Here is a 25,314-nt window from a genome sequence, read left to right as displayed (position 1 = left end):
ATGCACACAACAGATACATCAGAAAAGGGCTTAGAAACGATAATAGAAAAGCATTTAATCAACCACAATGGTTTTATTGCAAGCTATAGTGCCGACTATGACCGTGACCTCTGCATTAATGAAAAGCTGTTGTTCGAGTTTTTGGCAGCAACGCAATCCAATGCCCACGATACAATAATCAAAAGAGGCAAGGACAAATTCTTGAAACGCCTTTCCGACCAAATTCGTCAGAAAGGAATTATTGAAATTTTGCGCAATGGAGTCAAAGATTTGGATTTAAGGGTACAGCTCTACTTTAAAAAGCCATCCTCACTGCTTAACGATAAAGCCCAAAAGCAATACAGCAGCAATATTTTTTCTGTTACTCGCCAGTTGTACTACAGTCTGGAGAATAGCAACTCTTTAGACATGATATTATTTGTAAATGGTTTGCCGTTGAGCACTTTTGAATTAAAGAACCAATGGACGGGTCAGAATGTAAAACACGCCATTCGCCAATATCAAACAGACCGAGATCCGAAAGAACCCTTGTTTGCCTTTGGTAGATGTATGGTTCACTTTGCCATAGATGCAGATTTGGTTTACATGACCACACATCTCAATAGTACAAAGACCTTTTTCCTACCCTTTAACAAAGGTAACAATGATGGTGCTGGTAATCCTGTAAACCCCGAAGGCTTAAAAACTGATTACCTATGGAAGGATATTTTAACGAAGGAAAGCCTGAGCAACATAGTAGAGAACTTTGCTCAAATTGTTGAAGAAAAGGATGAAGACACAGGGAAAATCAAACGCAAACTCATTTTTCCCAGATACCACCAACTCAGAGCAGTAAAAAAGCTACTGCATCATTCCAAAGAAAAGGGTGTTGGCCAAAAATACCTTATTCAGCATTCAGCTGGTTCAGGCAAATCAAATTCAATTACCTGGTTAGCACACCAGTTGGTGAGTTTACATGATAGCGAAAATACTGAGACCGTTTTTGATAGTGTTATTGTGGTGACAGACAGGCGTGTTTTAGATAAGCAGATTAGAGATAATATCAAACAATTTGCTCAGGTCAGCAGCGTGGTTGAAGCCATAGATAAAGGTAGCAGTCAATTAAAGCAAGCCCTTGAAGATGGGAAGAAAATTATTGTAACCACAGTTCAAAAATTCCCATTCATAATTGATGAAATTGGAACATTACAGGCGAAAAAGTTTGCAATCATCATTGATGAAGCCCACAGTAGCCAAAGTGGTGAAACGGCCAGCAAAATGAATTGGGTCCTTTCTGATAAAGAAGAGGCCTACGGTGAAGAAAAAGAGCCCCCTACTTCCGAAGATATTATCAATGAATTGATTGAGAACCGTAAAATGCTTAAAAACGGTAGCTACTTTGCATTTACGGCCACTCCAAAAAATAAGACTTTAGAAACTTTCGGAGAAAAAACCGCAGAAGGTAAATTCATTGCTTTTGATAATTATACCATGAAGCAAGCCATCGAGGAAGAATTTATTCTCGATGTACTGAAGAATTACACCACTTATCAATCCTATTACAAATTAGATAAAGCGGTTGAAGATAACCCTGAGTTTGAAACTCGCCAAGCCAACAAGAAACTACGTGCTTATGTAGAAAGCCATCCTTTCTCCATTATGGAAAAATCTAAAATCATGTTAGACCATTTCCATTCAGATATTAGAAAGCTCATCAATGGTCAGGCAAAAGCGATGGTTGTTTGCAAAAGCATTAAAAACGCCATTCTTTACTATCAGGCTTTCAAAGAATACCTGAAAGAAATAAACTCACCCTACAAAGCCATTGTCGCTTTTTCAGGCACAAAAGAAATAGAGGGAGAAGATTGGGATGAGGCCAGATTAAATGGTTTCCCAAGCAATGACATTCCAACCGAGTTTAAGAAAAAAGAATACCGCTTTCTGATAGTAGCCAATAAGTTTCAAACAGGATTCGACCAACCGCTCTTGCATACCATGTATGTAGATAAAAAATTAGCGGATGTTCAGGCTGTACAAACCTTATCGAGACTCAATAGAGCATACAAACCTTACAAAGAAGACACATTTGTAATGGATTTCTTTAATACCACAGAAGATATTAAAAAGGCATTTGAGCCTTTCTATACTACCACTATCCTTAGTGAGGAAACAGATGCAAACAAACTAAATGACCTACAGGATACTTTGGACAAAGCTCAGGTCTATTCACAGGATGATGTGGTAAACTTCACCGAATTGTATTTCAAAGAAGCGGAAAGACAGGAATTAGACCCAATCATTGATAAGTGCGTTGCAGAGTATAAAAATGAATTGAATGAAGATGCCCAGATTGATTTCTATGTAAAGGCGAAATCCTTTTTCAGAATGTATGCCTTCCTTTCTAAGCTGCTTTCCTTCAATAATTCCTATTGGGAAAGGTTGTATTGGTTTCTAAAATTCCTGATTCCAAAAATCAAACCAGATGAAATTGAGGATTTAGCCAAAGGCATTCTGGAAGCAATAGACTTGGATAGTTATAGACTAACCCGAACAACTCAGGAAAATATCAAACTAAGTGGTAATGAAGAATTAGACCCTACACCACCAGTAATGAAAGGAACAAAAGGTGAGCCCGGCTTTAATGAGTTGGATGCTATCCTAAAAGAGTTTAATACAAAGTTTGGTATTGATAACTGGACTGATGATGATAAGGTAAAGAATTTCCTGTTTGAGCAGTTGCCTGCAGATTTTGCCCGTGATCAAGCTACTGTCAATGCCGTAAAGAACAGCGACAAACAAAATGCAAAAATAACCTCTGATAAAAAGGTAGAGGATTTGATGCAGGACGTCATTTTCCAATACACCGACTTGTATAAAAAATTCACGGACGACCCAGACTTCAAACGCCAGTATTTAGACTTTGTATTCGACAAGATTTGGAATCAACAATCTAATCTTCAAAACAGACCTAAATAATGGCAAAGCACTGTTTCAACATACTAACATTCAATCACCCGAGCGATTCGCTCACCTTCTATTTTTCTAACAAGGAGGAAGAAGGAACTACACGAATTTATCATTCATTGGTTCCTGATGAAGTTATTGATAAGTATGCAGAACAGGAACATTACTACACTTCGTTTTGCCAAGAAAAAGAAGGGTTCATTCCGGTCATTAAGCCAACTACGCCATCCTATGAGAAAATCGCTACCGAAGAAGGAATTGAGAAATCCGTTCAGGTTTCAAATTCCGCTTTATCGCCCCCCATTCTCAAACGGTACTACAATTCACTAATCCATAATCATTTCAAGTCAAAAGGATGTTTGGTCAAACCCAATTTTGTAAGCGATACAGAAGTTTGGTTGCCAAGCGATACACAAGATAAGGAAGGGATATACAAAACTTTTGACCGTTTCTCTTTGAAAGTGCAGTTCAGGACAGTTTCAAACAGCCTTGAATTACTCGTCACATTTGAAGGCAAGTCAAAGATTTTCAAAACACCTGTATCAGAATTATTTGAAGAAGTACCAGTAAAAGCATTCAATTGGGTGGTCTATGAAAAAGGGCTACACCGCTTTGATGAATTGCCGGATGATGGTAAAAGAAATTACGACAAGGTTTATCCTGTTTGGAATTTTGAAATCAGGGATGCTTTGCATCAGGAAACAGAAGCCCCAGACAAGACGAACAAATACAAGAAATTCAAAACGGCCATTGATAAATTTTACAGAGAGCAGCTTAATACAGCCGAGTTCAAAGCTATCATTCCGCTATCCTCCAAAGGGTTTATTCCTGTAGATGAAGTCCGAATTGGCTCAATTGAAAAGTCCAGCAACAAACTCGTATTTGGAAATCAAAAGCTACACCATGTTCCGTACTATGGCATTACTGAAAATGGTCCTTTCGAGTTAAGCCCATCATCAAAGATTAATTTCTTTTTCATTCTCCATGAAGATGATAGGGAAGTAGCAGCCAAGATTCACAACTACTTTAATGGCAAACTCAACGGCTTTAGGGGTCTATCAAAGTTCATTCATACACCTTATCATCCAGATAAAGAACTTGCAATCTATTTTAAAGACAGGGATAACCCTTGGCCGGAATTATACGAGCAAATCAATGACAAAGACTTTGATACAGACATTCAGCACATAGCCATTTACATTACCCCAATTAACAAGAATGTTCCAGTCAAATCTCAGCGGTTGGTGTACTATAAGCTGAAAGAGCTACTATTGAAAAAAGGAGTTTCCTCACAGGTGATAGATCCTGACAAAGTGATTACCAACGACAAGTATCATTTCAGCTTGCCAAACATCGCAATTGCCATTCTCGCAAAGCTCAATGGCACTCCGTGGAGGTTGGACACAAAGCTGAAGAATGAACTGATTGTAGGAGTCGGAGCATTCAAGCACACAGAAGTTGACATCCAATATATCGGCAGTGCTTTCAGTTTCTCCAATACAGGGAAGTTCAACCGCTTTGAATGTTTTCAGAAAGACCAAACAAAAGAATTGGCAGGCTCAATCATTCGGGCAGTTAAAGATTACGTGAATGTAAATTCTGGAATCCGAAGACTTGTAATTCACTTCTACAAGGATATGAGTAGAGAGGAAGTCGAACCGATTGAGAACGGCCTAAAAGAATTGGAATTGAATATTCCGGTCTTTATCGTCACCATCAACAAAACGGAATCCTCCGATATTGTTGCCTTTGATTTGGACTGGAAAGATTTGATGCCTGTAAGTGGCACATTCATCAAATTAGGTTATAACAGATTTTTGCTTTTCAACAATACCAGGTACTCAGCATCAGAGTTCAATTACAATGATGGATTTTCCTTCCCGGTAAAGCTCAAAATAAATTGCTCCAATCCTGAATTGGTTGAAGATTACAAAACGGTTAAAGAGCTTATCGATCAAGTTTATCAATTCAGTCGCATGTACTGGAAATCAGTAAGACAACAAAACTTACCAGTAACAATCAAGTATCCTGAAATGGTTGCAGAAATGCTACCATACTTTGAGGGCAACGAGATTCCCGATTACGGTAAAGACAATCTTTGGTTTTTGTAAATATTGATTTAAGAAAGTCAGATATGTCAATAATAAACACTTGGAAAGCATTTATAAAAGCGCAAGAAGTATTCATCAACCAATATGCCGAACCTTTCACTATCTCATTCCGAAAAACAGATAATGATGGATTGCTTCAATTCGACATTGAGAAAAAGAATCCTTTAAATAGTGTTAGCCAAATCATTCGTCAAGCGTTTCCAGAAATAAATGAAGATGACATAAATATCAATGCAGGGTATTTACTTTACGACTCAACTTTAAGTCCCAAAATAAACGAAGAAATACTAGAAGAAGCGGAAGCTAATTATTTAGAATTTGATCAAACTCCATGCTTTACAGGCTCTGTCCACGAGAAAAAAGATGCATTTCGCTGGCTAAAAGAAGATATTGGCATTCACGGAATAAATCAAGGTGAATGTTTCGCAACACTCAGCCAAATAAAGAAGATTGATAAAGTTATTCAGGAAAAAAATGACTTCTCAAGACTCCCAGCAATAGGGGGAATTTTCAAAGTCAAACCAAGTCAACATTACATTTCCAAACAATATGATCTGGTAAGTACCTATTTGAAGGATGCGCTTGGCTTTTCAGATTTCGAGAAGCATGGTTATAACGCCAATGTGGTGTTGAAGAATGTCTTCTTAAAAGAATCTCCTCTGACCTTCATTTCTGAGAATACCGCATATCAGAAATCGCATCACCGTATCATTTTCACTATTCATGAAGATGCATTTTCCGCTTTCCTTAATACAAGAAGGAATAGAAATATATATTTCGCATCTGAAGATAAATACAATGATAAGGTTGGAATTATTTTACCCGACCCACAGGACAATAATTTTCACCTAGTATTTAATGCATCAATCACCCTCTCCGATCTTCGATATGAAATATTTCATTTCAAAAGAGTCTTTGAAAGATATTTTGGTGCTGAGAATTTTGACATAGAGCATCAGCATATTTTTCAGATAGACCATTCGATTTTTTACGATTATTTACAAAATATCCTTGATCCAGAAGAGTATTCTTTCAGTTCAGAAAAAGAAACTCTCGGATTTGATTTTGCAACATCAGAAGATTTAGACAAGCAGCTTGAGTTCCTCAACTCATTAAGCATAGTAGATATTGACTATAAAGGCGACCAACACGGCTTTAAAATCAGAATTGATTACGATAGCCCTTTAAATTCAATAGAGTCCAAGCTTCAAGAGATACCTTCTCTTAAAACGAAATTCTTCAATGACAAACAAAAGCTGTTATTCTATTGCTCATTTGATGATATAGCAATTGTCAATCAACTAAGGGCACGTATTACAGATTCAATCAAGGCATTTAATAACCAGGATATAGATTTTTCATTTGATGATCTAGGACGTGGAAAACTTAAATACTACATCAACTTTAGAACTGAAGAATTTGACTTTGAAATTAACAACAAGTTCAATTATCTAAAAGGTGAAGAAATCTCGATTTGGAAGCCCAACAAGCCAATTCCATTTGGAACCGTTGTAAAACTGAATTATCCTAAGCTCCTTATCAAGCTCATTGACACTTTACCAGAAAATTTGGATTCAGGTGATCCTATCAATGTTTGTTGTACTCTTAAAGGCGACCGTGATAAGGTAAAAAGATTAGCCGATACACTTGATACCATCTTTTCCTCATCTTCGAATGTGATTCCTAATAAGAATTTGAAGGAAATTCTGATCGAAGCATCAAAAGCAACGACTTTTCCGGGTGACATTCTGCTAACCCAAGAATACAAAGATGTATTGATGGATATTGAATCATCGTTACTCTCTTCATTCATAAATGAAAGACAAAAAGAAGCTATTGCAAAGTGTTTGTTGGCAGAAGATTTTTTTGTTATTCAAGGACCACCTGGCACAGGGAAATCTACCGCAATTGCAGAACTTATTTGGCAGCACATTCGATCACACTATTCGCAAAATGGCGCTCCTTACAAGGTGTTGGTTACATCAGAAACGAACCTAGCGGTAGATAATGCCTTAGATAAACTCCGGAGTAAAAATCATTTACTTATTAAACCAATTCGTTTTGGTTCAGAGGAAAAGTTGGATAAAGAAGGCAGAAGGTTCTCACTTGAAGGGATTAAGCAATGGAAGACTATTGGTAAAACAGAAATTGAAAATGAAGTAGCGGAACAAAACATTGTTGAGGATTGGATTTCCCTTATATCCGCTAGGGCTAGCAAACGAGAACAATTGGCCGATACAGAATGGGCCGCCCGATGGGCATCCTATCTAAGCAAACCAGATAGTACTATTCGTGAAATTTTCTCCGACACCTATATTAAGAATGCCAATGTTATCGGAGCAACATGCAGTTCTATTGGCAAATTGAACTCACAGAATAGATTTACAAGATTCTTTACTGACTATGCTGCCATATGTTATCCAAAGGAATTAGAATCCTTTAATTCCTCAAAATCACGAAACACAATTTTAGGGCTAAAATCAAAAAGCATAGAATTTGATTTAGTGGTTCAAGACGAAGCAAGTAAAGCATCACCACCAGAGCTTGCCTTACCCTGCTTGTTCGGGAAAAAGGCTGTTGTAATTGGTGACCATAGGCAATTACCACCTATGGTTGACACCAATGAATTTATTGACAATCTATCCATTACAGCTAGGAAATCTAAAGTGGAAAAAAATCGCAATGAGATTTTCAACCTAGTCCAATTTATAAAGCAAAACAAGGAAGAGTTTTCAGTTTCTCACTTTGAAAAGCTATTTAAGGCTATTGATCCCAATCTTAAGTCTTCTTTTAATGTCCAGTACAGGATGCACCCTGCCATTAATGACACAGTTAAGCAATTTTATATTGAAGATGGTGGCTTGAATTGTGGCATTCCTGAAAACATTGCAGATTCAGATGATTTAAGCCACCCATTGAATCGGTATCATGGTGTAACAGCAAATAAAAGCACCCATGTTATTTGGCTAAATACACTTTCGCCTGAGATTAAGAGTGGTACATCCAGAGTAAATCATGGAGAAGTTGAGGCAATTGATTGGTTACTAAGCTATTTTAAAAAATCTCCAGGGTACGAGAAATTCATTTCCCATTGGTCTGAAAAGCAAATAGAAGAAAAGCAAATTGGCATTATTACTTTTTATGGTGCGCAAGCAAGCCTACTTTCAAAACTGAAACTGAAATATCCAGAGGTGCCTTTAAGAATTTCACCGGTGGATAGGTTTCAAGGCATGGAAAGGAACATAGTAATTGTCTCATTGGTTAGGAGTAATTCTATTGCACAGCATCCAAATCAAGTTCCTGACTTCAACAACCCTTTATTTAATGAGGATGGCTATCCACAACAAGACAGCCTGGGATTTGCGGAATTTCCTAATCGGCTTAATGTTGCTTTATCCCGAGCCAAACGTCTTTTAATTATTGTCGGAAATTCAAAGCACTTTAGTAAGCACCCCATTTACAATAGGGTATATGAAACTATCCAAAATAGCTCTTATGGATCTATACGGGACTTTAACTCAAATAACATTGTCAAATGAGATTGGCAGAGCTAAATATAAATTGGGCAATAAGGAAAAGCCTTCATAAAGTATTCTACAGGAAATCATTTGTGCTTTCTGAACTAGATACCATAGTCCTATCCTATCTGACACAAAAAGACAATTCTTGTAGTTACTTGGAGATGGGCTTAGACTTTGGTTTTGCACTAAAATCCGACCCTGAAAATAATTTGTACTATGACAAATCTGAGGATGAGATTTTCTCACGAATACTACAAACTTTAGAGCGTTTCCATCTAGTACAGGTTATTCAGAATGAAAGTGAAGAAATAAGGGTTTCAGCAACCATATGGGGCATAAATGCTATAAATGAGGGGTCTAAATTCTTATTTTATGAAGCTGGAATAAAATTGAATGATCTCTACCTATTACACAATTCAGAATCAATAGATAATCCTTTTCCTTTTCATAAATACAATATCACATCGGATATTCTTAATGAGAAGGAAGTCAAACCTTTTATATTTGATTTACCGGACCAACAGGAAAACTTCAACTTAATTAAAGCAAGAGAATCTTGCAAGGGTGATCCCACAAAATCACAAGATTTACACATTGATTGGGTTAATGCTGAAACTGAAAAATATGAAAAAGTAAACATCGACCTCACTCTTTCCCTTTTTCGTAGTAATGAGCTATACGATCTTGGTATCGCCATTGATAAGATAGCATCTCCTGAATTATACAATATCATTTCATTTCCTGAAAATTATAAAGTTCTAAGCGAATGGTTACTACGGCTTAAATGGGTGTATCATTTACAAAATGCAGATGCCCTTCGACCTGATGAGATCGCTCCATATATTGAATTTATTGATTGGCCGATATTCCTTTGTGACAATAGAATCGAATGGAATACGAACTTTCTGGATATCCTCACTGACCCTGAGGTAAACAACTTATCCGTATGGAATGCCATAATTGAGAATTGCCCCTCAAAGATTCTAACAGAAAACATTGATCGTTATTTTGATTATTGGAATTGGAGCCAACTTTCCAGCAAGTTATCACCGGATTTTATCATTAATAGCATAAATGAATATCCGTGGAATATCGATCTAGTCTTTGACAAATTGAATCAAGATCAAATTGAAGAAGTCATTCTCTCTATTGATTCCCTTGAAAAGCTTGGTAATCTAGATGATTTGGCAACTTTGGTTTCTTATGACTTTCTAAAGCAAAACATAAAGTTCTTTCCATTTAACCTAGCGTTAATAACATCATGGGGGGAGGAAAAAGCAGGTGAATTGATTTCCTATAACCCAGATATTCCTTGGAATTACAGCTTCATCACATCAAAATATTCCTTCACTTTCATTGCAGAACATTTAGCGACCATTGGTCCCTATCTGGACATTAACGTACTTCTGAAAAGAATTATTCAAACGAAGCAAAGTTTCAATAGCTCCATAGAATATCCTCTGATTTTAGAATTTATAGAATCAAGTTCGAAAGAAATAACACTGAAATTGGGCGCAGAGGATGAAGTGTTTCTTAGCGTTGAGACAGTCGCTTTATTGGACAAATACAATGTGCTCTTTTGGGGAACCGAACTCGTTCCTGGCATAGAGGCAAATATCAATTTTATTTGGTCGGCAAATTCATTTGAATTACATGCATCCAAAATAAAAAGTGATCGGGCATTTGACAATGTGTCTCTAAAAATTGAAAACCTTCAAATCGTAATTGAAAACAGCAATTTCGATTGGCGATATGATCTAATAAGTAATCGTGTTGATCTTAATTGGAATATTGAACATTTATCTCAACTAAAACCAGAACTAGATTTCACCTCAATAATTCAGCGAATTGATCCTCGACTAATTTCGGACAACTTATCATTCTTCATTGATTGGTCTCTTGAGAAAGATGCTCAAGAATCACTTCATTCCGTCATTTCCAACCGTCTTTCTGCAAATATTTTGTTGCCCTTGGTTGGGACACTTGAAGATATGTCCGTTGAGGTAAATTGGCATCAAGTATTTAAAAAAGAAGTAGAATCGGACTGTGACCAAATAATCGGTGAGTTTATAGATGAAATATACGATCTGAATCAAGCAAGTTCAATTTACTCAGCTCTTTCCCGTAAGTGTTCGGTAAAATATATTCTTGAAAATCCTGAGTTACCTTGGGACTGGAAAATAGTGACTACTGAAAGGCTCACATCTGAAGAGTTGAGATCAGAGGAATTACAATATGAATTGGCGCATTATCTATTTTGGCCATTTATCATTGAGAAGTTATATCAAGAAGAAGATCTTCTACCCATAACCAAATTAACTTCATTAGCCGTTCTAATTTCTCAAGGCACAGAATCCGTTATAAAAGAAACTTGGACAGAAATAACAAAAAAGCTATCCGTGCATTCTCTTTGGAGAGCCATTGATGAAACTATTTCGTTTGATATTTTCCTCTGGGATTGGAATTACATTAGTGCTAACCAATTTATTCCAATAGATCATTACTTTTTGATAAACCATATTGATTTGATTAATTGGGATGTTCTTTCCCAAAACAGAGTATTATCATCATTTTTCCAATACAATAAAGCCACTTACAGGAATCTAAATGAATGGGTGGAATTTGTATTGGAATATTTACGTGCCTTCAAGGATAATTGGAACTTCAAAAGGTTAAGTACAATCAATAACTTGTCGTGGCATGAGCGTGTGGTATCAGAATTTGAAGATGAATGGGACTGGTCTATTCTTTCTAAACAAAGTTCGCTGCTTACTAAATCCCATAAAGGCACTAAGGAAATTCTATATGACTTGAGGCGATTCAATCGTTTCTCAGATAAAATTGATTTCCAGGAAATCTCCTCTCGTAGTGATGTGGTGCTGGAAACAGATCTAATTGAGAAATTCATAAACAAGAATTGGAATTGGCCTGCCTTATCATCACACCCATTACTGCAATTGGATTCTGAATTTCTTTTAAAAAATTCAGACAAGCCTTGGGATTACAATGTTCTCACAACCTCACCTGGCCTAAAATTAGAGAAGTCAATTTTACTTACACTACCTGACAAAAGCTGGAATTGGGAGCATATCTCAAAACTTAGTTGGGTAGATAATGACCTAATACTTCAGCTGGCTAATAAAGATTGGAACCTACACAGTTTATGTGAAAACGAAAACATAATATTCGATAAAAACCTCCTTACGTTCTTTATTGATAAAGGCTTTTCTGATTGGAATTTAATACTCCACAATGGTCAATTACATGTAAACTTGGAAACAGTTACTCTGATTTCAAACTCACAATTCTTTAATTCCGAGTATTGGAGACTGTTATCGAAACATCACAATCTGGATTTTACACAGCATGATAGATTACTAGATGCATTTGCAGAAGAATGGGATTGGCAAGAGCTAATTTCCCACGAAAAGTTAAACCTTTCAAATATTGATCTGCTTAGGAAATACAAGTCTTATTTACGTTGGGATTTGGTAACAATATCCAAGTCTTTTATTCCTTCTTTTGAAGTTCTTAACGAGTTCAAAGACTACCTAGACTGGAAAGTTCTTTCCGGTAAAATTAAGTTAGAGCCAAATACATTAGCCGCATTCAAGGAATATCTCGATTGGACTCTCGTTTCTAAAAACACAGCAATACCATTTTCAATTGATCTGATAAATGCTTTTAAGTATAACTGGGATTACTACTTCCTCTTGGACAATCCAGCTATTCCAATTGATGTTAGAGAACATATTGATTCAGTAATTGACTCGATTCCTGAATTACAACTGTATCTTAAACTTAGAGATGACGATTCGCCATGGGCAGGTTCGGTTTATCATTACACCCATATTTCAAATGCATTTCAGATAATCAAATCGCATAAAATACTTAGTAGGGATAAGGCCGTTGACCATGCTGATGCTGCAGGAAATGTGGTGCTTCGCAGAGGTGATGCACATCGTTTTGCTAGATTCTATTTTCGCCCTCAAACTCCGACACAGTTTTATAATGAGGCGTTGGGCAAAGACATAAACTGTGGATATTATGGATGGACTAAAGATTATTATGGCAATTGGTCTGAAGTCTGGAAATCTAATTTTCCACAGGCGCTAGCATTGGGATTACCCAAATGCCCAATTCCTGTTTTTTTTAAGTTTGACTTACAGGAGATAATTCTTAAACACAGAGACCAATGCTTCATTAGCAATGGTAACATGCAAACCAATTGGGCATCCGCAGGCCCAATCTCGCAAATGCTTCCAAAGTTTAATTTTATGGATGTTTATAGCACCATTAAAAACACATCGGACGGCAACTGGCAAACATATATTAACTATTCCCAGCAAGAATTTCTCATTCCAGAAGAATTTGACTTTAGCGATATAAAAAAGTACTCCATTATAGTTCCAAACAGGGCTACAAAAAGGCAACTTTTAGAAGTTATTAAAAACGAATCAGACTTATCTCGTAGAGTGGTCATAGATAATTATGAGCACCAAGTTTTTCACAACGAAAACAAAAAAATAGAATATGAGATTGATGGCGATATATTAACTGTCTGGACTGATTACCAAGGAGATGGCCATAACCATGGCAAAATAATTCTAGAAAGCACTAAGCAAGATAGTTTCGAATATTTATCAGGGAACATCCTTTTTTTATCTAAATCAACAATTCACGCCTATCCAGATATTAAGGTAAGAATAGACCCTACTGCTAAAATTTCGGTTAAATTTCATGACGGTTACAAAAGTACTGATTGGTCCATACTTGAAACATCATTAGGCGACAATGTCAAGGCCAATAACGACTATTCAAATCTGCCAAATATTAAAAAGGATTATACAAAAGACCTAGTTTTTGATAACCCTGGGCTTCTGGTAAATGGCTTAATGAATTTATCGAATGAGCTTAAAAAGCCATTCCTTCAAAAAGTTCGTCACTATTTTTTAAAGGAACATACGCTCATTGTTTTGAATGCTTTTGAAAAATACTTTGGAGATAGCAAATTGCCAATTGACCACAATCTATTCAGAACCTTCCTGGCTCTGCATGATATTGGAAAACCTGCCGCAAATAGTCAAGGTGATAAATCCGATCAATACCGATACACCCAGTCAATTATTAAAAATGTTTGGCATCTACTACCTTTTAGTGCCGAAGACTTGAATGTCGCTCTTGCACTATCTGAAGGGGATTTTATTGGAGAGTATATGCAAAGTAGGATGCCACTAGAATCAGTTTTATCAAACTTGAGTCGACTTGCTTCTATTTGTGAAATAGAATTACATGACTTGGGTCTGTTGTATATGATATACTATCAATCTGATGTTGCAGCATATACTGAAGATGATGGCGGAATTAGGTTTTTAGAATCCCTTTTTCATTATCAAGAAGGGTGCAAAGTAATTGATTCCGATACAGGCTTTATTCAATTATCACCTACATACTGGTCACTATTTCTTAATCTACACCAATCCTTAGTAAGCCATGATTGAATTTAAAAAAGGTAACATATTTAATTCTAAAGCTCAGACAGTTGTCAATACGGTTAATTGCGTTGGTGTAATGGGCAAGGGTATCGCATTAGTATTTAAATTAAGATACCCGCTAATGTTTGACATCTATAAAGAGCATTGTAAAAACGAACTTATAGGTATAGGAAAACTTTGGCTTTATAAAGGTGAGTCAAATGCTCCATGGGTTTTAAACTTTCCTACCAAGTTTCATTGGAAATACCCAAGTAGGCTTGAATACCTGGAAAAAGGTTTAGAAAAATTCACTTCAACATATAAGAAGCAAAATATAACTTCTATAGCTTTTCCATTACTTGGGACTCATAATGGTGGTTTAGATAAAAAGACCGTGGTAGATATGATGGAAAGATATTTATCTAACCTTGATATACCAATCGAAATCTATGAATACGACCCATTCTCTCCGGATGATCTCTTTTCTGCCTTCAAGAAAAAATGGAATACTATCCCATCGATAGCACTAAAAACTAAAGTTGGCATCCGTACCCAAAAACAAATAGACACAATTACAGCCGCACTAAATGATCCAAATGTAGCTTCAATGATTTCATTAATAGAATACAAAGGCATTGGCATTAAGACAATGGAAAAATGCTTTTCTTTGGTTATGAAGGGGTCAGATGATCAAAAGACCTTATTTTAAGGATGTCATTATTTTCAATGATAATGGGTTCCATAAATACGATTTCCAAATAGATTATTCCATCCCTCACCCATGTGCTTCCAGTAGGTTCATTCCGTTCGTTCGTGCCTCACTCTCTTCATTCACCCACTTCCAGCACCGCACAGCAAGAGTAGCCCGTTATTCCATTCCGCTGCGCTACATTTCATACCGTGCCACACTTGCTTTTCCCAACGCACACCCCAACGCAGGTAAAGCGGTGTTCGTCAGTCGTTCCGTTTTGTTCCGCAAAAACATATCTGCAAGGGTAAAATGCACTCCCTTCGGTCGCCCTTGCATATACCGTTCACTTACCAGTTCGTTTGCGCTCCAGTAGGTGCTCACTCACTGCTGTTCACTTGTTTTGCTTCACACACTCTCTCCTTCCTCACTCGCAGCTATTTCATCCCCCCAAACCCCTTCTATGGTGTTCGCTACACTCACAATATTTTTTATTGGGGGTCTGCCGCTGCTTATTGTTTTTGCTCGCCTGCGGGTCGCTGCGGGCTGATCGGGCTGTCATGTTTTTTGCTTTCCCCCATGTGCCTTCAGTCGCTTCATTTCAGTCATTCGTTCCTCATTCCTTCAATTCAGCCACTTTCAGCACTGCTCGCAAGAGTAGCTCTTTCACTTCACTACACGAACCAACGCACCGTCATTCCGCAATCTGCCTGCAATCCTCCTCCAATGGGTTTGTACTACAATCAAAAAATATAAACCCAGCCAATGATATTGCAGGCAGTTATTGCTCCATTCCTTTCCAACAATCGTTTCGTTCCGTTCAGTCGCTACCCTTGCCTTTGCCCACCCTGATGCAAAAAAACACGCCAGCCCTGCCGTGAACGGTAGGCGTCTGCCGCCCTCATTCTTCGGGCTTTTGCAGCCACCACCCTTGCTCCGCTCGCAGGCGGCTCGCACGCACAGCTACAGGTCTCCATTCCGTTTCTCTCCATTCCGACCTTCCGCTTGGCCAACGCTAGCTCAAGGCTGTTTTACCTGCGTTTCCGCACTTCATAGAACGTTCTTAGTCTTTTAATTTATTCATTTGAATATCTACCCACCTAGACAATCTGCCTGTTTTATTGTCAGCAGCATAAAATCCTCTTCCAGGTATGCAAACAACTTGACATTGATCAGTAAGTAATTTCAACTCCTCGCCATTCTGATAAACTAATCCGGTCTTTATTAAAGATTCAATAAACTCTATTAAATCCACCTCTTTACCTATAATGTTTAATTTTTGATTAACCTGGTCAATTCTCAGCTTATCATATTTACAGAGATATGAAATAACGTGGTTCTCTTCTGTACTAAGTTTAACTGGTTCCCATTTTTGATTTCCAATATTTTTTTCAAGCGTCTTTTTTGATAATGCCACATACTCATAATTCCAACCTCGGAAACCTCCAACATTCACAATATTTGCTTTCAAAAATAAATTAGTTCCTTCCGTGTCCAGATCCTCACCGAAAATTTCAACTGGCAACTCAAATCTATAAGAAAGTTGAGTCCATATGATTTCAAGAAACTTAAGTATTGGAGCTTCACTACTAGATAAGTAAAAAGCCCATTGCCCATCTAGCATTTGACTGCCATATGGCATTCCATCACCTTTCAAAAGTGAGTAATTTCCATTTATGATTAGATTTGGAAAATTTAATGGTCCGAAACCATGCTTCAAACTTTCTGGCTCTGATTTATTATCTGCTAAAAATTTAACGAACCCTTCTCTTAGTGCATATTCACTTTTATAGCCCTCGTATCCAAATACAATTCTTGCAGGGAGTGTTGATTCAACTTTCAAAATATGATACATCAATTCCGTTGTAGAGCTTTCAAAAGTAGTTCGCTCCTTTCCACTTTGTATAACATCTTGTTTACAAATCCCCCGATAAGAATCCCGAAATAGTCGTGCAGCAAATGATGGCATTGGCCCATTATCTGATTTATCTAATATATTTCTAAGATTCTCATATGAACTTGAAATTTCATTTTTAGTAAGCCTTTTTTTTACCTGTATGACAGCTATCACTTGCTTGAATGAAACATCAAACTGATCTTTCGTATAGGGTATCGGCTCACCGTTCCCTTCAATAAGAATAATATCCATTTCATCACTCCGTGTTCCATCATCAGCTTTAATAAATGAATTTGTAACAATATTGAGATTCAAATCTTTAAATATTGCTTTATTAAGTAGGGCTTCGGTCAATCCTTCGTAAGTATTTCCAATTGTTGGTCGATGCGTAATATTCAGCAAATCGATTCTTTTTTTCTCTTCTTCCTTAATTCTTTCAAGCAGTTCTGCGATGGTATTTATCATAATCCAATCCTAGTAAAATTAAAACATCCAATATAAAGATAAATCACTCATACATAAAGCAAAGGTACAGGCATGCGGATGCGAGAGCTGCAAGGGTTCGCTTCGCCTGTTAGGAAAAAAAATCTCCACCCTACGGGTAGTATTTTGTTCCCACAGCCCTTGCTGCAATCGCACCGTCCTGTGATGACGGGGCATTATGTATAAGTTCTTATTCAGAGTCCGTTTCGGCAGCCGGTGGTTGTTGGCGGGCGTTCGCACCTCAGGTCATCCGTTCCATGCAGGCATTCAGCGTTTCGGTATCACCGATTATACGCTACGTGTCTTTTGGTTCGAGTTGTGCCTTTCAGAGCTTCCTTTTTAGGGGGCTCTTTTTTTTACTCGTACAGGGAAAATTTTAAAAAGAGAAAAGCAAAGTTAGGCGGGCTCGCACAATCCAAACGCACTATCGGACTGTAAAGGTCAAGCCCTACGGGTTTTGAAAAAAATCTCCACCCTTCGGGTAGTATTTTTTCCAAAAACCTTGACAGCCGACCTCCACCCGCCTTTTCAAGAGCTTTCTCTTTTCTTTTTTTCCCTTTTTTCTTTTCTCTTTTGAAAAAATATATGCGAAGCGCAGCGAGCAAAACTTTAATGGCTCACTGTATGAAATCGTTTCGTATCAAAATACACCGACTGGAAAGCAGCTACCAACAGCCGCACTTCTTTATCCTGAATAAAGGATTGAACAGCGGGAAACCGCTCAACAACGCTTGCCCAAATTGCTTTGTTTGCCTCACAGAATGTGACGAGCACAGGGAATTTCTCTACTGGCTTTGCTTTGGATTATGGAAATCAAAATCCTTCCACTATTTCCTGAAAGGCTCTGTAATTCCTTTCGTCACCATTGGCGAAACTCGAAAACTAATCCGAGAAAGCTTAATCAAGGCAAGCAGCAAATCCCAGGCATTTGAAAAGGCAATTCAAGCACTTCAACTACTCGACACCAGCGAGCAAAAAATCAAGGTCACACTAAAGATGATTGATACTGCCAGACAAGCCATATTTTCTGACTTGATGAAAGAAGCAGGTGCAGGATAGATTCCTGCCCTGCCAAAAAAACAGGGCAACAAAAGCAAAATAAAGCACACCACCGCAACAGCACCCAAAAGAGAACTACCGCCTAATTCTTGAAGTAATTTAGTTGGCGAAGGGCAAATCCATGGTAAGTCCGTGTCAAGTCCAAGCAAATGTTTAACTCCTTAAAAATCGTAAAGAGATGGGAAAAATTAATCAAGGTATTCTCGGTGGCGTATCAGGCCAAGTAGGGAATGTAATCGGTGGAACTTGGAAGGGCATCGATTACCTGCGCATCAAACCTTCCAGTGTAGCGAACCCAAGAACTGAAGGTCAGGTTGACCAGCGTTCGAAATTCTCAACTGTCCTAAGGTTCTTGCAACCAATGACAGACTTCCTGAGAGTCGGTTTCAAGTTGTATGCAAACCGTATGACCCAATTCAATGCGGCTATGTCTTACAACCTGAACAATGCAGTTACCGGAGCTTATCCAAACTTCATGATTGACTATGCAAGTGCATTGGTTACTCGTGGTAACTTGACAGGTGCGGCTAACGGTGCAGCCACTTCTCCAAGTGCTGGAAACGTAGAAGCAACCTGGACAGACAATTCAGGAAGCGGAAGTGCTCAAGCAACAGACAAAGCTCTGATTGTTCTTATGAACACTACCCGAGGAGAAGCAGTGTTCACCACTGCGGGACCAGTAAGGTCTGCCGGATCAGCGACCATTCCAGTGCCTTCTGAGTACTCAGGAGAAGACGTTGAGGTCTTCTTAGGGTTTGTGTCAGAGGACGGAACTAAAGTCGCTAACAGCGTTTATTTAGGCTCTGTAACAGTTGCGTAAAGCGATTGGTGTTTTCGATAAAAACCGCTTCCTTTGTGAGGCGGTTTTTTTATGTCCGCTCCGCTCTAATTTTCCTTTCTTATCCCTTATTTTGCTATTACTCAGCGTTTTTTGTTGCTAATTCGTTTCTGCTGCTTTAGCAACACGCTGAAATACAGTAAGTTAAAAGCAATTCAAATATTTTGTATTGGGAAGTAAATCTGTTTTTTTTTAGTTTTCTTGGTGTTCTTTTGTTTGACTGTCAGTGTTTTATGATTGACTTGTCTTTTCTTTAAATTACTTTATTACTATATTCGTTGACTATTTTGTACACCTCGCATGGTTTGGAGGTGTACAATTGTACACCTTGAATATAGTCTCATGAAAATAACATAAAGAGAAGAAGCTGAAAAGCGGAATGATTAGTCTTTAATATAGAATTTTATAAAGGCACGCCCATATAAGGCACGGGCGTAAGTCTATCGAATGTGGCTGTCAAATGAAGGTCGCAATTTCAGTCTAACCAATACGATAGCTTACGCTATTTTGTTCAAAAAATTAATGGTATAAATATACGGATTTACGGACATAATGGGGATGTTTTTATTGCAGATGAGCGTATAATCCATAAATTTGGAAATGCAAATTGTCGCTATTTCTGATACGCACGGAAAACATCGGGATCTAAATATCCCTGATGGTGACATTCTTATTCACGCTGGTGATGTTACTCGAGGTGGAACAAAAGAACAGGTCGTAGATTTTCTAAAATGGTTTGCTGAACAAAAGCATACACACAAAATATTTGTTGCAGGAAATCATGATTTCTTTTTTGAAGAGGCCGATTCAAAAAAAATCAGACGAATAATACCTAAAGAGATTATTTACCTAAATGATTCAGGCATAGCTATAAATGGTGTCAAATTCTGGGGATCACCCATTACACCGTGGTTCAACAATTGGGCTTTTAATCGTAATCGGGGTAGTGAAATTAAGAAGCATTGGGACTTGATTCCGAATGATACAGATGTGCTGATTACACATGGTCCACCTTTTGGTATTTTGGATGAAACGGTTTACGGAAAAAGGACTGGATGTGAGGAATTGCTTTTGCGAGTCTATCAAGTGAAACCCCAGTACCATATTTTTGGTCACATACACGAGGATTACGGTAGTTTTACGAAGGGAGAAACCTCTTTTGTCAATGCTAGCGTATTGGATGACTGGTATGAGATGAAGAATAAACCAATAATTTTAGATTTGTAATGATGATGGATAAAAAAGACTCTATTTCTATGGTTGACGTTCAGTTAAAGAGCTTTGTAGATTCTAAGCGACCGAAAAATGAAGAGGTGCGCAAACAATTGGATTTTGGTTATTCGTGGGATGAGCAAACGGCTTTACTGTTTGAAATTAGACCACAATGGAATGACCCAAAGAATATTTTAGAATTACCGTTTGCAAAGCTTCGCTTTGTGAAAGCATCTAAAATTTGGAAGCTCTATTGGATGCGAGGATCGGGCAAATGGGAGGCTTATGAACCGAAACCAGAGAGTACTAATCTGCAATTATTGCTGGATGAAATCGATCATGATGGATATGGATGTTTTTTCGGATGATAAACTCTATGAAAAACTATTTCCTCATATCTTTTTTTGTAGCACCACGGTAATACTTCTTTCCATCTTTTGCCCCATCCCACACGTTAGTAACGCCATGTAGTTTAACTGGAGCGTCTTTTTCTAGACGGATTAGTTTTTTGGAAACCTTACGAAAAGTTCTATTCCAGCGCCTTTTATCTTGTTTTTCTGTTTCAGCTGTAGTGATTCCGAATATTTTAGTTTTTCTTACGGATCGAGACATCGTTTTGTAAGCTTTAAATTATGGTCACATGTATCAATGCAAAGATAAGTATGCTTGACGGCTATCCAAACCGAGTGCAACGAGCTCATGAAATAATTCCTTCCTATGCAATTAATTTATAAAGCAGTTCGTGTTGTAACAAATTTTTGCAAAATCTGTTACAGCCAGACGCGTCTATACGTTCCGTAAACATTTAGAAATAAGGCGTAAGAAAGGAATCTAAAATTGTCTTTTGGCGAGTTACTCTTTCACCGTTTCGAGAACTTTACAGCTACATAATTTCCCCTATTCATATTCCATTATTACATATTTATATTGCATATAGGAAACACCATCTAAAGTACGTATTTTTACACCAAATGCAGATTATTATGCCGAAAAGACCAATAAACAGATTGAAAGTAGTACTTGTAGAACAGGGCAAGACCAGCAAGTGGCTTGCTCAAATGCTCGAAAAGAATGAAACGACAATTTCTCGTTGGTGTACTAATGAGGTTCAACCGAGTTTGGATACTTTGTTGCAAATTTCTGCATTGCTAGAAATCGATATCAAAGAGTTATTAAATTCTAGCAAATAATGGGTGTAATCAATAATTACCAAGCGAAATACTTCGCTTACGAGTTATCCAAAAAGGCTACGGCAGAAAGTCCAGAAAAATTTGGCGCGACCTTAATGGATGCTAAAGTGGAATTAAATCCTCATCAAATTGAAGCGGCCTTATTTGCATTTAAATCACCCTATTCAAAAGGAGCAATTTTAGCAGACGAAGTAGGCTTAGGTAAAACTATCGAAGCAGGCATATTGCTGAGTCAAAAATGGGCTGAAGGTAAACGTAAAATTTTAATCATATGTCCATCATCGCTGCGTAAGCAATGGGTAAATGAGTTAGCTGATAAATTTTATCTAAAGTCTGAAGTAGTTGATAATATATCCTATAATAAAAAAATACGTGACGGTGTAAAAAATCCATTTGATGCGGAAGCAACAATTAAAATTTGTTCCTATCAATTTGCACGTAAAAAAGCAGAAGAAATTCAATTAACATCTTGGGATTTAGTGGTCATAGATGAGGCACATTACCTGCGAAATGCCTACAAATACGGTAATGTTACTGCCCAAACCATTCAAAATGCAATACGTGATTATAAAAAAGTATTGCTTACGGCTACTCCACTACAAAACCGTTTAGACGAATTGTTTGGCCTCGTTTCTTTTATAGATCCGGAAATTTTTGGAGACATTAAATCATTTCGTCGGAATTATGTATTGGAGTCAGGAGCACGTGATATCGAAGGTTTGAAGGAAAGATTGAATAGTATCGTTCATAGAACACTGCGTCGTGATGTGAAAGAATTTATTAATTATCGTGAGCGCATTCCCATTACCCAACAATTTACGCCCACAGCACAAGAACAAGATTTATATGAAAAAGTATTAGATTATTTGCGTCAAGAAATAACCTATGCTTTTCCACCTGCTCAAAAGCATTTAATGCAATCAGTAATTTTTAAGTTGCTTGGATCGTCTTCTTTTGCAATCAGTAGAACTTTAGAAGCACTAATCAAACGTTTAAAAGACTTATTAGAAAATGCTAAAGTAGTAGATGACGATTTGTATGCAATGTTTCTGGAGGAATATGAAAATCTTGATGATGAATTAGATGAATTCGAAGGGGATACACAAGAAGATGACGAACAAATAGAAATTTCTCTCGATGATAAAATTGCTATTGAAGAAGAATTAAAACAGCTTGAAGAATTTCTAATTTTAGCCAACAGCATCCAACATAATGAAAAAGGTGAAAAACTTTTACAGGCGTTAGATAAAGGTTTTGATAAATTATACGAATTAGGCGCTAAGCAGAAAGCACTTATTTTTACCGAATCTACACGTACGCAACAGTATTTATTTGAGCGTCTTTCCAAAGAAAAATATAATGGTAGAATTGTCTTGTTTAATGGTAATAATGCCGATCCGCTATCGAATCAAATTTATAAAGATTGGTTAGCAGATGATAAAAATGCAGGAAAGATTACGGGGTCTAAAGCGGTAGATATCCGTCAGGCGTTGGTAGATGCTTTTAGAAGTGATAAATTCGATATCATGATTGCTACCGAAGCTGCTGCCGAAGGTATTAACTTGCAGTTCTGTAGCATGATTGTAAACTACGATTTACCTTGGAATCCGCAACGTGTAGAGCAGCGTATCGGACGTTGTCACAGATACGGACAGGAGTATGATGTAGTGGTGGTCAATTTTTTAAATGCAGCTAATGTAGTAGAAGCTCGTGTTTTTGAATTACTGGAAAACAAATTCCAACTCTTTGCTGGCGTTTTTGGCTCATCTGATGAAGTGTTGGGGACTATTGAAAACGGTGTTGATTTCGAAAAACGAATTATCGAAGTCTACAAACAATGTCGTACCAAAGAAGAAATTGAAGCCTATTTCGCTATGCTACAAAAAGAATTTGAGGATCAAATTGATGAAAAAGTAAAACAAACCCAATCCAAATTATTTGACCATTTTGAAGCTTCTGTTATCGATAAATTGCGTATTACCCTTTCCGAAACCAAAGTATTTATCGAGAAATACGAAAAATGGCTTTGGGAGCTTCTACGATTTTATATGAAACACAAAGCCCAGTTTATATACGACGATTTTACTTTCGTTCTTAATACTGGTGAGAAATACACGCTAAACAAAAAACGAGAAGACGCTAAGCCTTTTCGCTTACAAAGTGCTATCGCACAACAAATCATTCAACAAGGCAAAAAAGAACAAACGCCTCCTGCGCATTTAAAATTCAATTTTTCTCAGCGTAAGGCAACGTATTCTGATATTGAAAAACTAAAATCAAAGCAGGGAATTCTTAAAATAACCAACTTAGAAGTCTCCTCAGAAATCGAATCACATTCTGTACTGTTATTTACAGGGAATACTGCCAGTGGCGAAATTTTAAATGATGAAATGTGCCGTTTCATTCTCGGATTGCCGTGCATAGAAGAAGGAAAAGGTAATTTTAAAACGGAAGATATAGAGCAGGTGCATCAAAAAAACAAGCAGCAAAAACTGGATCATCTCGAAGATACTGATGCTTTGTTGATGCAACGCGAATTCAAAAAATTCCACAACTGGGCTGATGACAAAATTGCTTTTACCGAATCAGAATTACGAGAAGCCAAAAAAGCAGAAAAAGAAATAGACCGTCAAGCTATGCAGGAAGGGTTATCTACAGCAGAAGCATTGGTATTTCAGGAAACTTTGGCGAAAGCGAAGAAGAAAGTAAGTCGTCTAAAAAGGGAAATGTTTGATCGCGAAGAAGAAATTGAAAACGAACGTGACCAGATGATTATCGAAGCCAGACAGAAGTTAAACAGAACCATAACCGAAGAAGAAGTGTTTACCATTTCTTTCGAATTGATATAGAAAATGAAAATTAAGAAAGACATTTTTCAACAGATACTCACCATTGTCAATACGGCTCGTACCAATGCAGTACGCAAAGTAGATAATGAGCGTATGCTGATGTATTGGCAAATTGGGAAACTTATATTTGAAGAAGAACAACAGGGAGAAGAAAGAGCTACCTACGGTACTTTTTTGATTAAGTCAATTTCAGATGAGTTCCAACCCCAGTTTGGTAGTGGCTTTTCTGTACGTCAACTGGAACGATACCGTCAATTTTACAGAATGTTTCCAATTGCGTCCACACTGCGGTCGCAATTCAGTTGGACGCACTATAAATTATTGCTAAGTGTAGACAATGCCGACAAACGTGATTTTTACATTGCGGAAACCGAGAAAAATAATTGGTCGGCGAGACAGTTAGAAAGGCAAATCAATAGCCAATTGTTTGAGCGTTTGCTGATGAGTAACGATGTACAATCGGTTTTGGCTGTAGCGAGACAAGAAAAAGTACCGACAAACGCAAAGGAAATTATCAAAGATCCAATGATTTTAGAGTTTTTGGGTTTGCGCAGAGAAACGGCTTATTATGAAAGAGATTTGGAGACGGCTATTATTACGCACCTGCAAGAATTCATTCTCGAATTAGGAAATGGATTTTCATTCGTAGCAAGGCAGAAACGTATTCACATTGATGGTGATGAATTCTTCGTTGATTTGGTTTTTTACAACAGGCTTTTACAGTGTTTTGTAGTGATAGAAATCAAAACCACAAAACTGACACACGAGAACCTTGGGCAGTTGCAAATGTATGTCAACTATTACGACCGTTATGAGAAACAAGATTTTGAAAACCCAACCATCGGAATTTTGCTTTGCACCGATAAAAACGATGCTGTTGTAAAGATATCTTTACCTAGCGATAACAGCACTATCATAGCTAGTAAATATCAACTCTATCTACCAACAGAACAACAGTTGATTGATGAAGTAAAGAAGGAAATAGAAAAATTAGACAATCAAAATAATGCTTAGTTATTGGTGGTAAATCATCAACAATTGATCATCAA

General features: G+C 37.4%; 15 protein-coding genes. 12 read left to right on the top strand and 3 right to left on the bottom strand.

The window, feature by feature from the left end:
• Genes E4F24_RS08930 through E4F24_RS08910 form a run of 5 tightly spaced genes read left to right on the top strand, consistent with a single transcriptional unit; the run spans window position 1 to window position 14,758 of the window.
• Window positions 1-2,955, top strand: a complete 2,955-nt coding sequence (locus tag E4F24_RS08930; RefSeq protein WP_140938349.1) for a type I restriction endonuclease subunit R — start codon at window positions 1-3, stop codon at window positions 2,953-2,955.
• Window positions 2,955-5,054: a Piwi domain-containing protein gene (locus tag E4F24_RS08925; RefSeq protein WP_140938348.1), complete on the top strand. Its 2,100-nt coding sequence runs from the start codon at window positions 2,955-2,957 to the stop codon at window positions 5,052-5,054. Before E4F24_RS08930 ends, E4F24_RS08925 begins: the two co-directional genes overlap by 1 nt.
• 23 nt (window positions 5,055-5,077) lie before the next feature.
• Entirely contained in the window at window positions 5,078-8,593 is a 3,516-nt protein-coding gene (locus E4F24_RS08920; protein ID WP_140938347.1) for a DEAD/DEAH box helicase, read from the top strand.
• The gene (locus E4F24_RS08915; protein ID WP_140938346.1) at window positions 8,590-14,076 is read left to right on the top strand and encodes a DarT ssDNA thymidine ADP-ribosyltransferase family protein; all 5,487 of its coding nucleotides are present in this window, start codon (window positions 8,590-8,592) and stop codon (window positions 14,074-14,076) included. Before E4F24_RS08920 ends, E4F24_RS08915 begins: the two co-directional genes overlap by 4 nt.
• Window positions 14,069-14,758: a macro domain-containing protein gene (locus tag E4F24_RS08910; RefSeq protein ID WP_140938345.1), complete on the top strand. Its 690-nt coding sequence runs from the start codon at window positions 14,069-14,071 to the stop codon at window positions 14,756-14,758. Before E4F24_RS08915 ends, E4F24_RS08910 begins: the two co-directional genes overlap by 8 nt.
• 177 nt (window positions 14,759-14,935) lie before the next feature.
• Here the strand turns inward: E4F24_RS08910 and E4F24_RS08905 are convergent, their stop codons facing one another.
• Window positions 14,936-15,121, bottom strand: a complete 186-nt coding sequence (locus tag E4F24_RS08905) for a hypothetical protein (RefSeq protein ID WP_140938344.1) — start codon at window positions 15,119-15,121, stop codon at window positions 14,936-14,938.
• Between the two features lie 679 nt (window positions 15,122-15,800).
• A complete protein-coding gene (locus E4F24_RS08900) occupies window positions 15,801-17,099 on the bottom strand; it encodes a DUF6602 domain-containing protein (RefSeq protein ID WP_140938343.1) in 1,299 nt (432 codons plus the stop codon).
• A 642-nt stretch (window positions 17,100-17,741) separates the two neighbouring features.
• Here E4F24_RS08900 and E4F24_RS08895 point away from each other — a divergent pair.
• The 4 genes from E4F24_RS08895 (at window position 17,742) to E4F24_RS08880 (ending at window position 20,594) form a co-directional block, all read left to right on the top strand.
• Window positions 17,742-18,176 carry a DUF6943 family protein gene (locus E4F24_RS08895; protein ID WP_216629151.1) on the top strand — a complete coding sequence of 145 codons (435 nt, stop codon included), beginning with the start codon at window positions 17,742-17,744 and terminating at the stop codon, window positions 18,174-18,176.
• 178 nt (window positions 18,177-18,354) lie between these two features.
• Entirely contained in the window at window positions 18,355-18,996 is a 642-nt protein-coding gene (locus E4F24_RS08890; protein ID WP_140938341.1) for a DUF6266 family protein, read from the top strand.
• Window positions 18,997-19,614: 618 nt separating this feature from the next.
• Window positions 19,615-20,241, top strand: a complete 627-nt coding sequence (locus E4F24_RS08885) for a metallophosphatase domain-containing protein (RefSeq protein ID WP_140938340.1) — start codon at window positions 19,615-19,617, stop codon at window positions 20,239-20,241.
• Window positions 20,241-20,594 (top strand): DUF3024 domain-containing protein, encoded by a 354-nt coding sequence (locus E4F24_RS08880; RefSeq protein WP_216629149.1) that lies wholly within the window; start codon window positions 20,241-20,243, stop codon window positions 20,592-20,594. Before E4F24_RS08885 ends, E4F24_RS08880 begins: the two co-directional genes overlap by 1 nt.
• A 16-nt stretch (window positions 20,595-20,610) precedes the next feature.
• On the opposite strand, the gene E4F24_RS08875 is transcribed toward E4F24_RS08880, so the two are convergent.
• A complete protein-coding gene (locus E4F24_RS08875; RefSeq protein WP_140938339.1) occupies window positions 20,611-20,838 on the bottom strand; it encodes a hypothetical protein in 228 nt (75 codons plus the stop codon).
• Window positions 20,839-21,209: 371 nt separating this feature from the next.
• Between E4F24_RS08875 and E4F24_RS08870 the strand changes: the two genes are divergently transcribed.
• From E4F24_RS08870 to E4F24_RS08860, 3 genes are read left to right on the top strand one after another with little or no spacing between them, the layout of a single operon-like run.
• Window positions 21,210-21,416 (top strand): helix-turn-helix transcriptional regulator, encoded by a 207-nt coding sequence (locus tag E4F24_RS08870; RefSeq protein ID WP_140938338.1) that lies wholly within the window; start codon window positions 21,210-21,212, stop codon window positions 21,414-21,416.
• Window positions 21,416-24,265, top strand: a complete 2,850-nt coding sequence (locus tag E4F24_RS08865; RefSeq protein WP_140938337.1) for an SNF2-related protein — start codon at window positions 21,416-21,418, stop codon at window positions 24,263-24,265. Before E4F24_RS08870 ends, E4F24_RS08865 begins: the two co-directional genes overlap by 1 nt.
• A 3-nt stretch (window positions 24,266-24,268) precedes the next feature.
• Entirely contained in the window at window positions 24,269-25,279 is a 1,011-nt protein-coding gene (locus E4F24_RS08860; RefSeq protein ID WP_140938336.1) for a PDDEXK nuclease domain-containing protein, read from the top strand.
• The last annotated feature ends 35 nt before the right edge of the window (window positions 25,280-25,314 follow it).

Source organism: Sphingobacterium lumbrici (assembly GCF_006476045.1).
Taxonomy (GTDB): domain Bacteria; phylum Bacteroidota; class Bacteroidia; order Sphingobacteriales; family Sphingobacteriaceae; genus Sphingobacterium; species Sphingobacterium lumbrici.
Note: the sequence above shows the minus strand (reverse complement) of the source record. Positions and strands in the feature narration are given on the sequence as shown.

Coding starts and splice junctions, on each gene's coding strand:
- E4F24_RS08875 (WP_140938339.1), bottom strand. CDS start 20,838: ATGTCTCGATCCGTAAGAAAAACTAAAATATTCGGAATCACTACAGCT.
- E4F24_RS08890 (WP_140938341.1), top strand. CDS start 18,355: ATGGGAAAAATTAATCAAGGTATTCTCGGTGGCGTATCAGGCCAAGTA.
- E4F24_RS08880 (WP_216629149.1), top strand. CDS start 20,241: ATGATGATGGATAAAAAAGACTCTATTTCTATGGTTGACGTTCAGTTA.
- E4F24_RS08900 (WP_140938343.1), bottom strand. CDS start 17,099: ATGATAAATACCATCGCAGAACTGCTTGAAAGAATTAAGGAAGAAGAG.
- E4F24_RS08910 (WP_140938345.1), top strand. CDS start 14,069: ATGATTGAATTTAAAAAAGGTAACATATTTAATTCTAAAGCTCAGACA.
- E4F24_RS08920 (WP_140938347.1), top strand. CDS start 5,078: ATGTCAATAATAAACACTTGGAAAGCATTTATAAAAGCGCAAGAAGTA.
- E4F24_RS08885 (WP_140938340.1), top strand. CDS start 19,615: ATGCAAATTGTCGCTATTTCTGATACGCACGGAAAACATCGGGATCTA.
- E4F24_RS08865 (WP_140938337.1), top strand. CDS start 21,416: ATGGGTGTAATCAATAATTACCAAGCGAAATACTTCGCTTACGAGTTA.
- E4F24_RS08930 (WP_140938349.1), top strand. CDS start 1: ATGCACACAACAGATACATCAGAAAAGGGCTTAGAAACGATAATAGAA.
- E4F24_RS08895 (WP_216629151.1), top strand. CDS start 17,742: ATGAAATCGTTTCGTATCAAAATACACCGACTGGAAAGCAGCTACCAA.
- E4F24_RS08925 (WP_140938348.1), top strand. CDS start 2,955: ATGGCAAAGCACTGTTTCAACATACTAACATTCAATCACCCGAGCGAT.
- E4F24_RS08915 (WP_140938346.1), top strand. CDS start 8,590: ATGAGATTGGCAGAGCTAAATATAAATTGGGCAATAAGGAAAAGCCTT.
- E4F24_RS08860 (WP_140938336.1), top strand. CDS start 24,269: ATGAAAATTAAGAAAGACATTTTTCAACAGATACTCACCATTGTCAAT.
- E4F24_RS08870 (WP_140938338.1), top strand. CDS start 21,210: ATGCCGAAAAGACCAATAAACAGATTGAAAGTAGTACTTGTAGAACAG.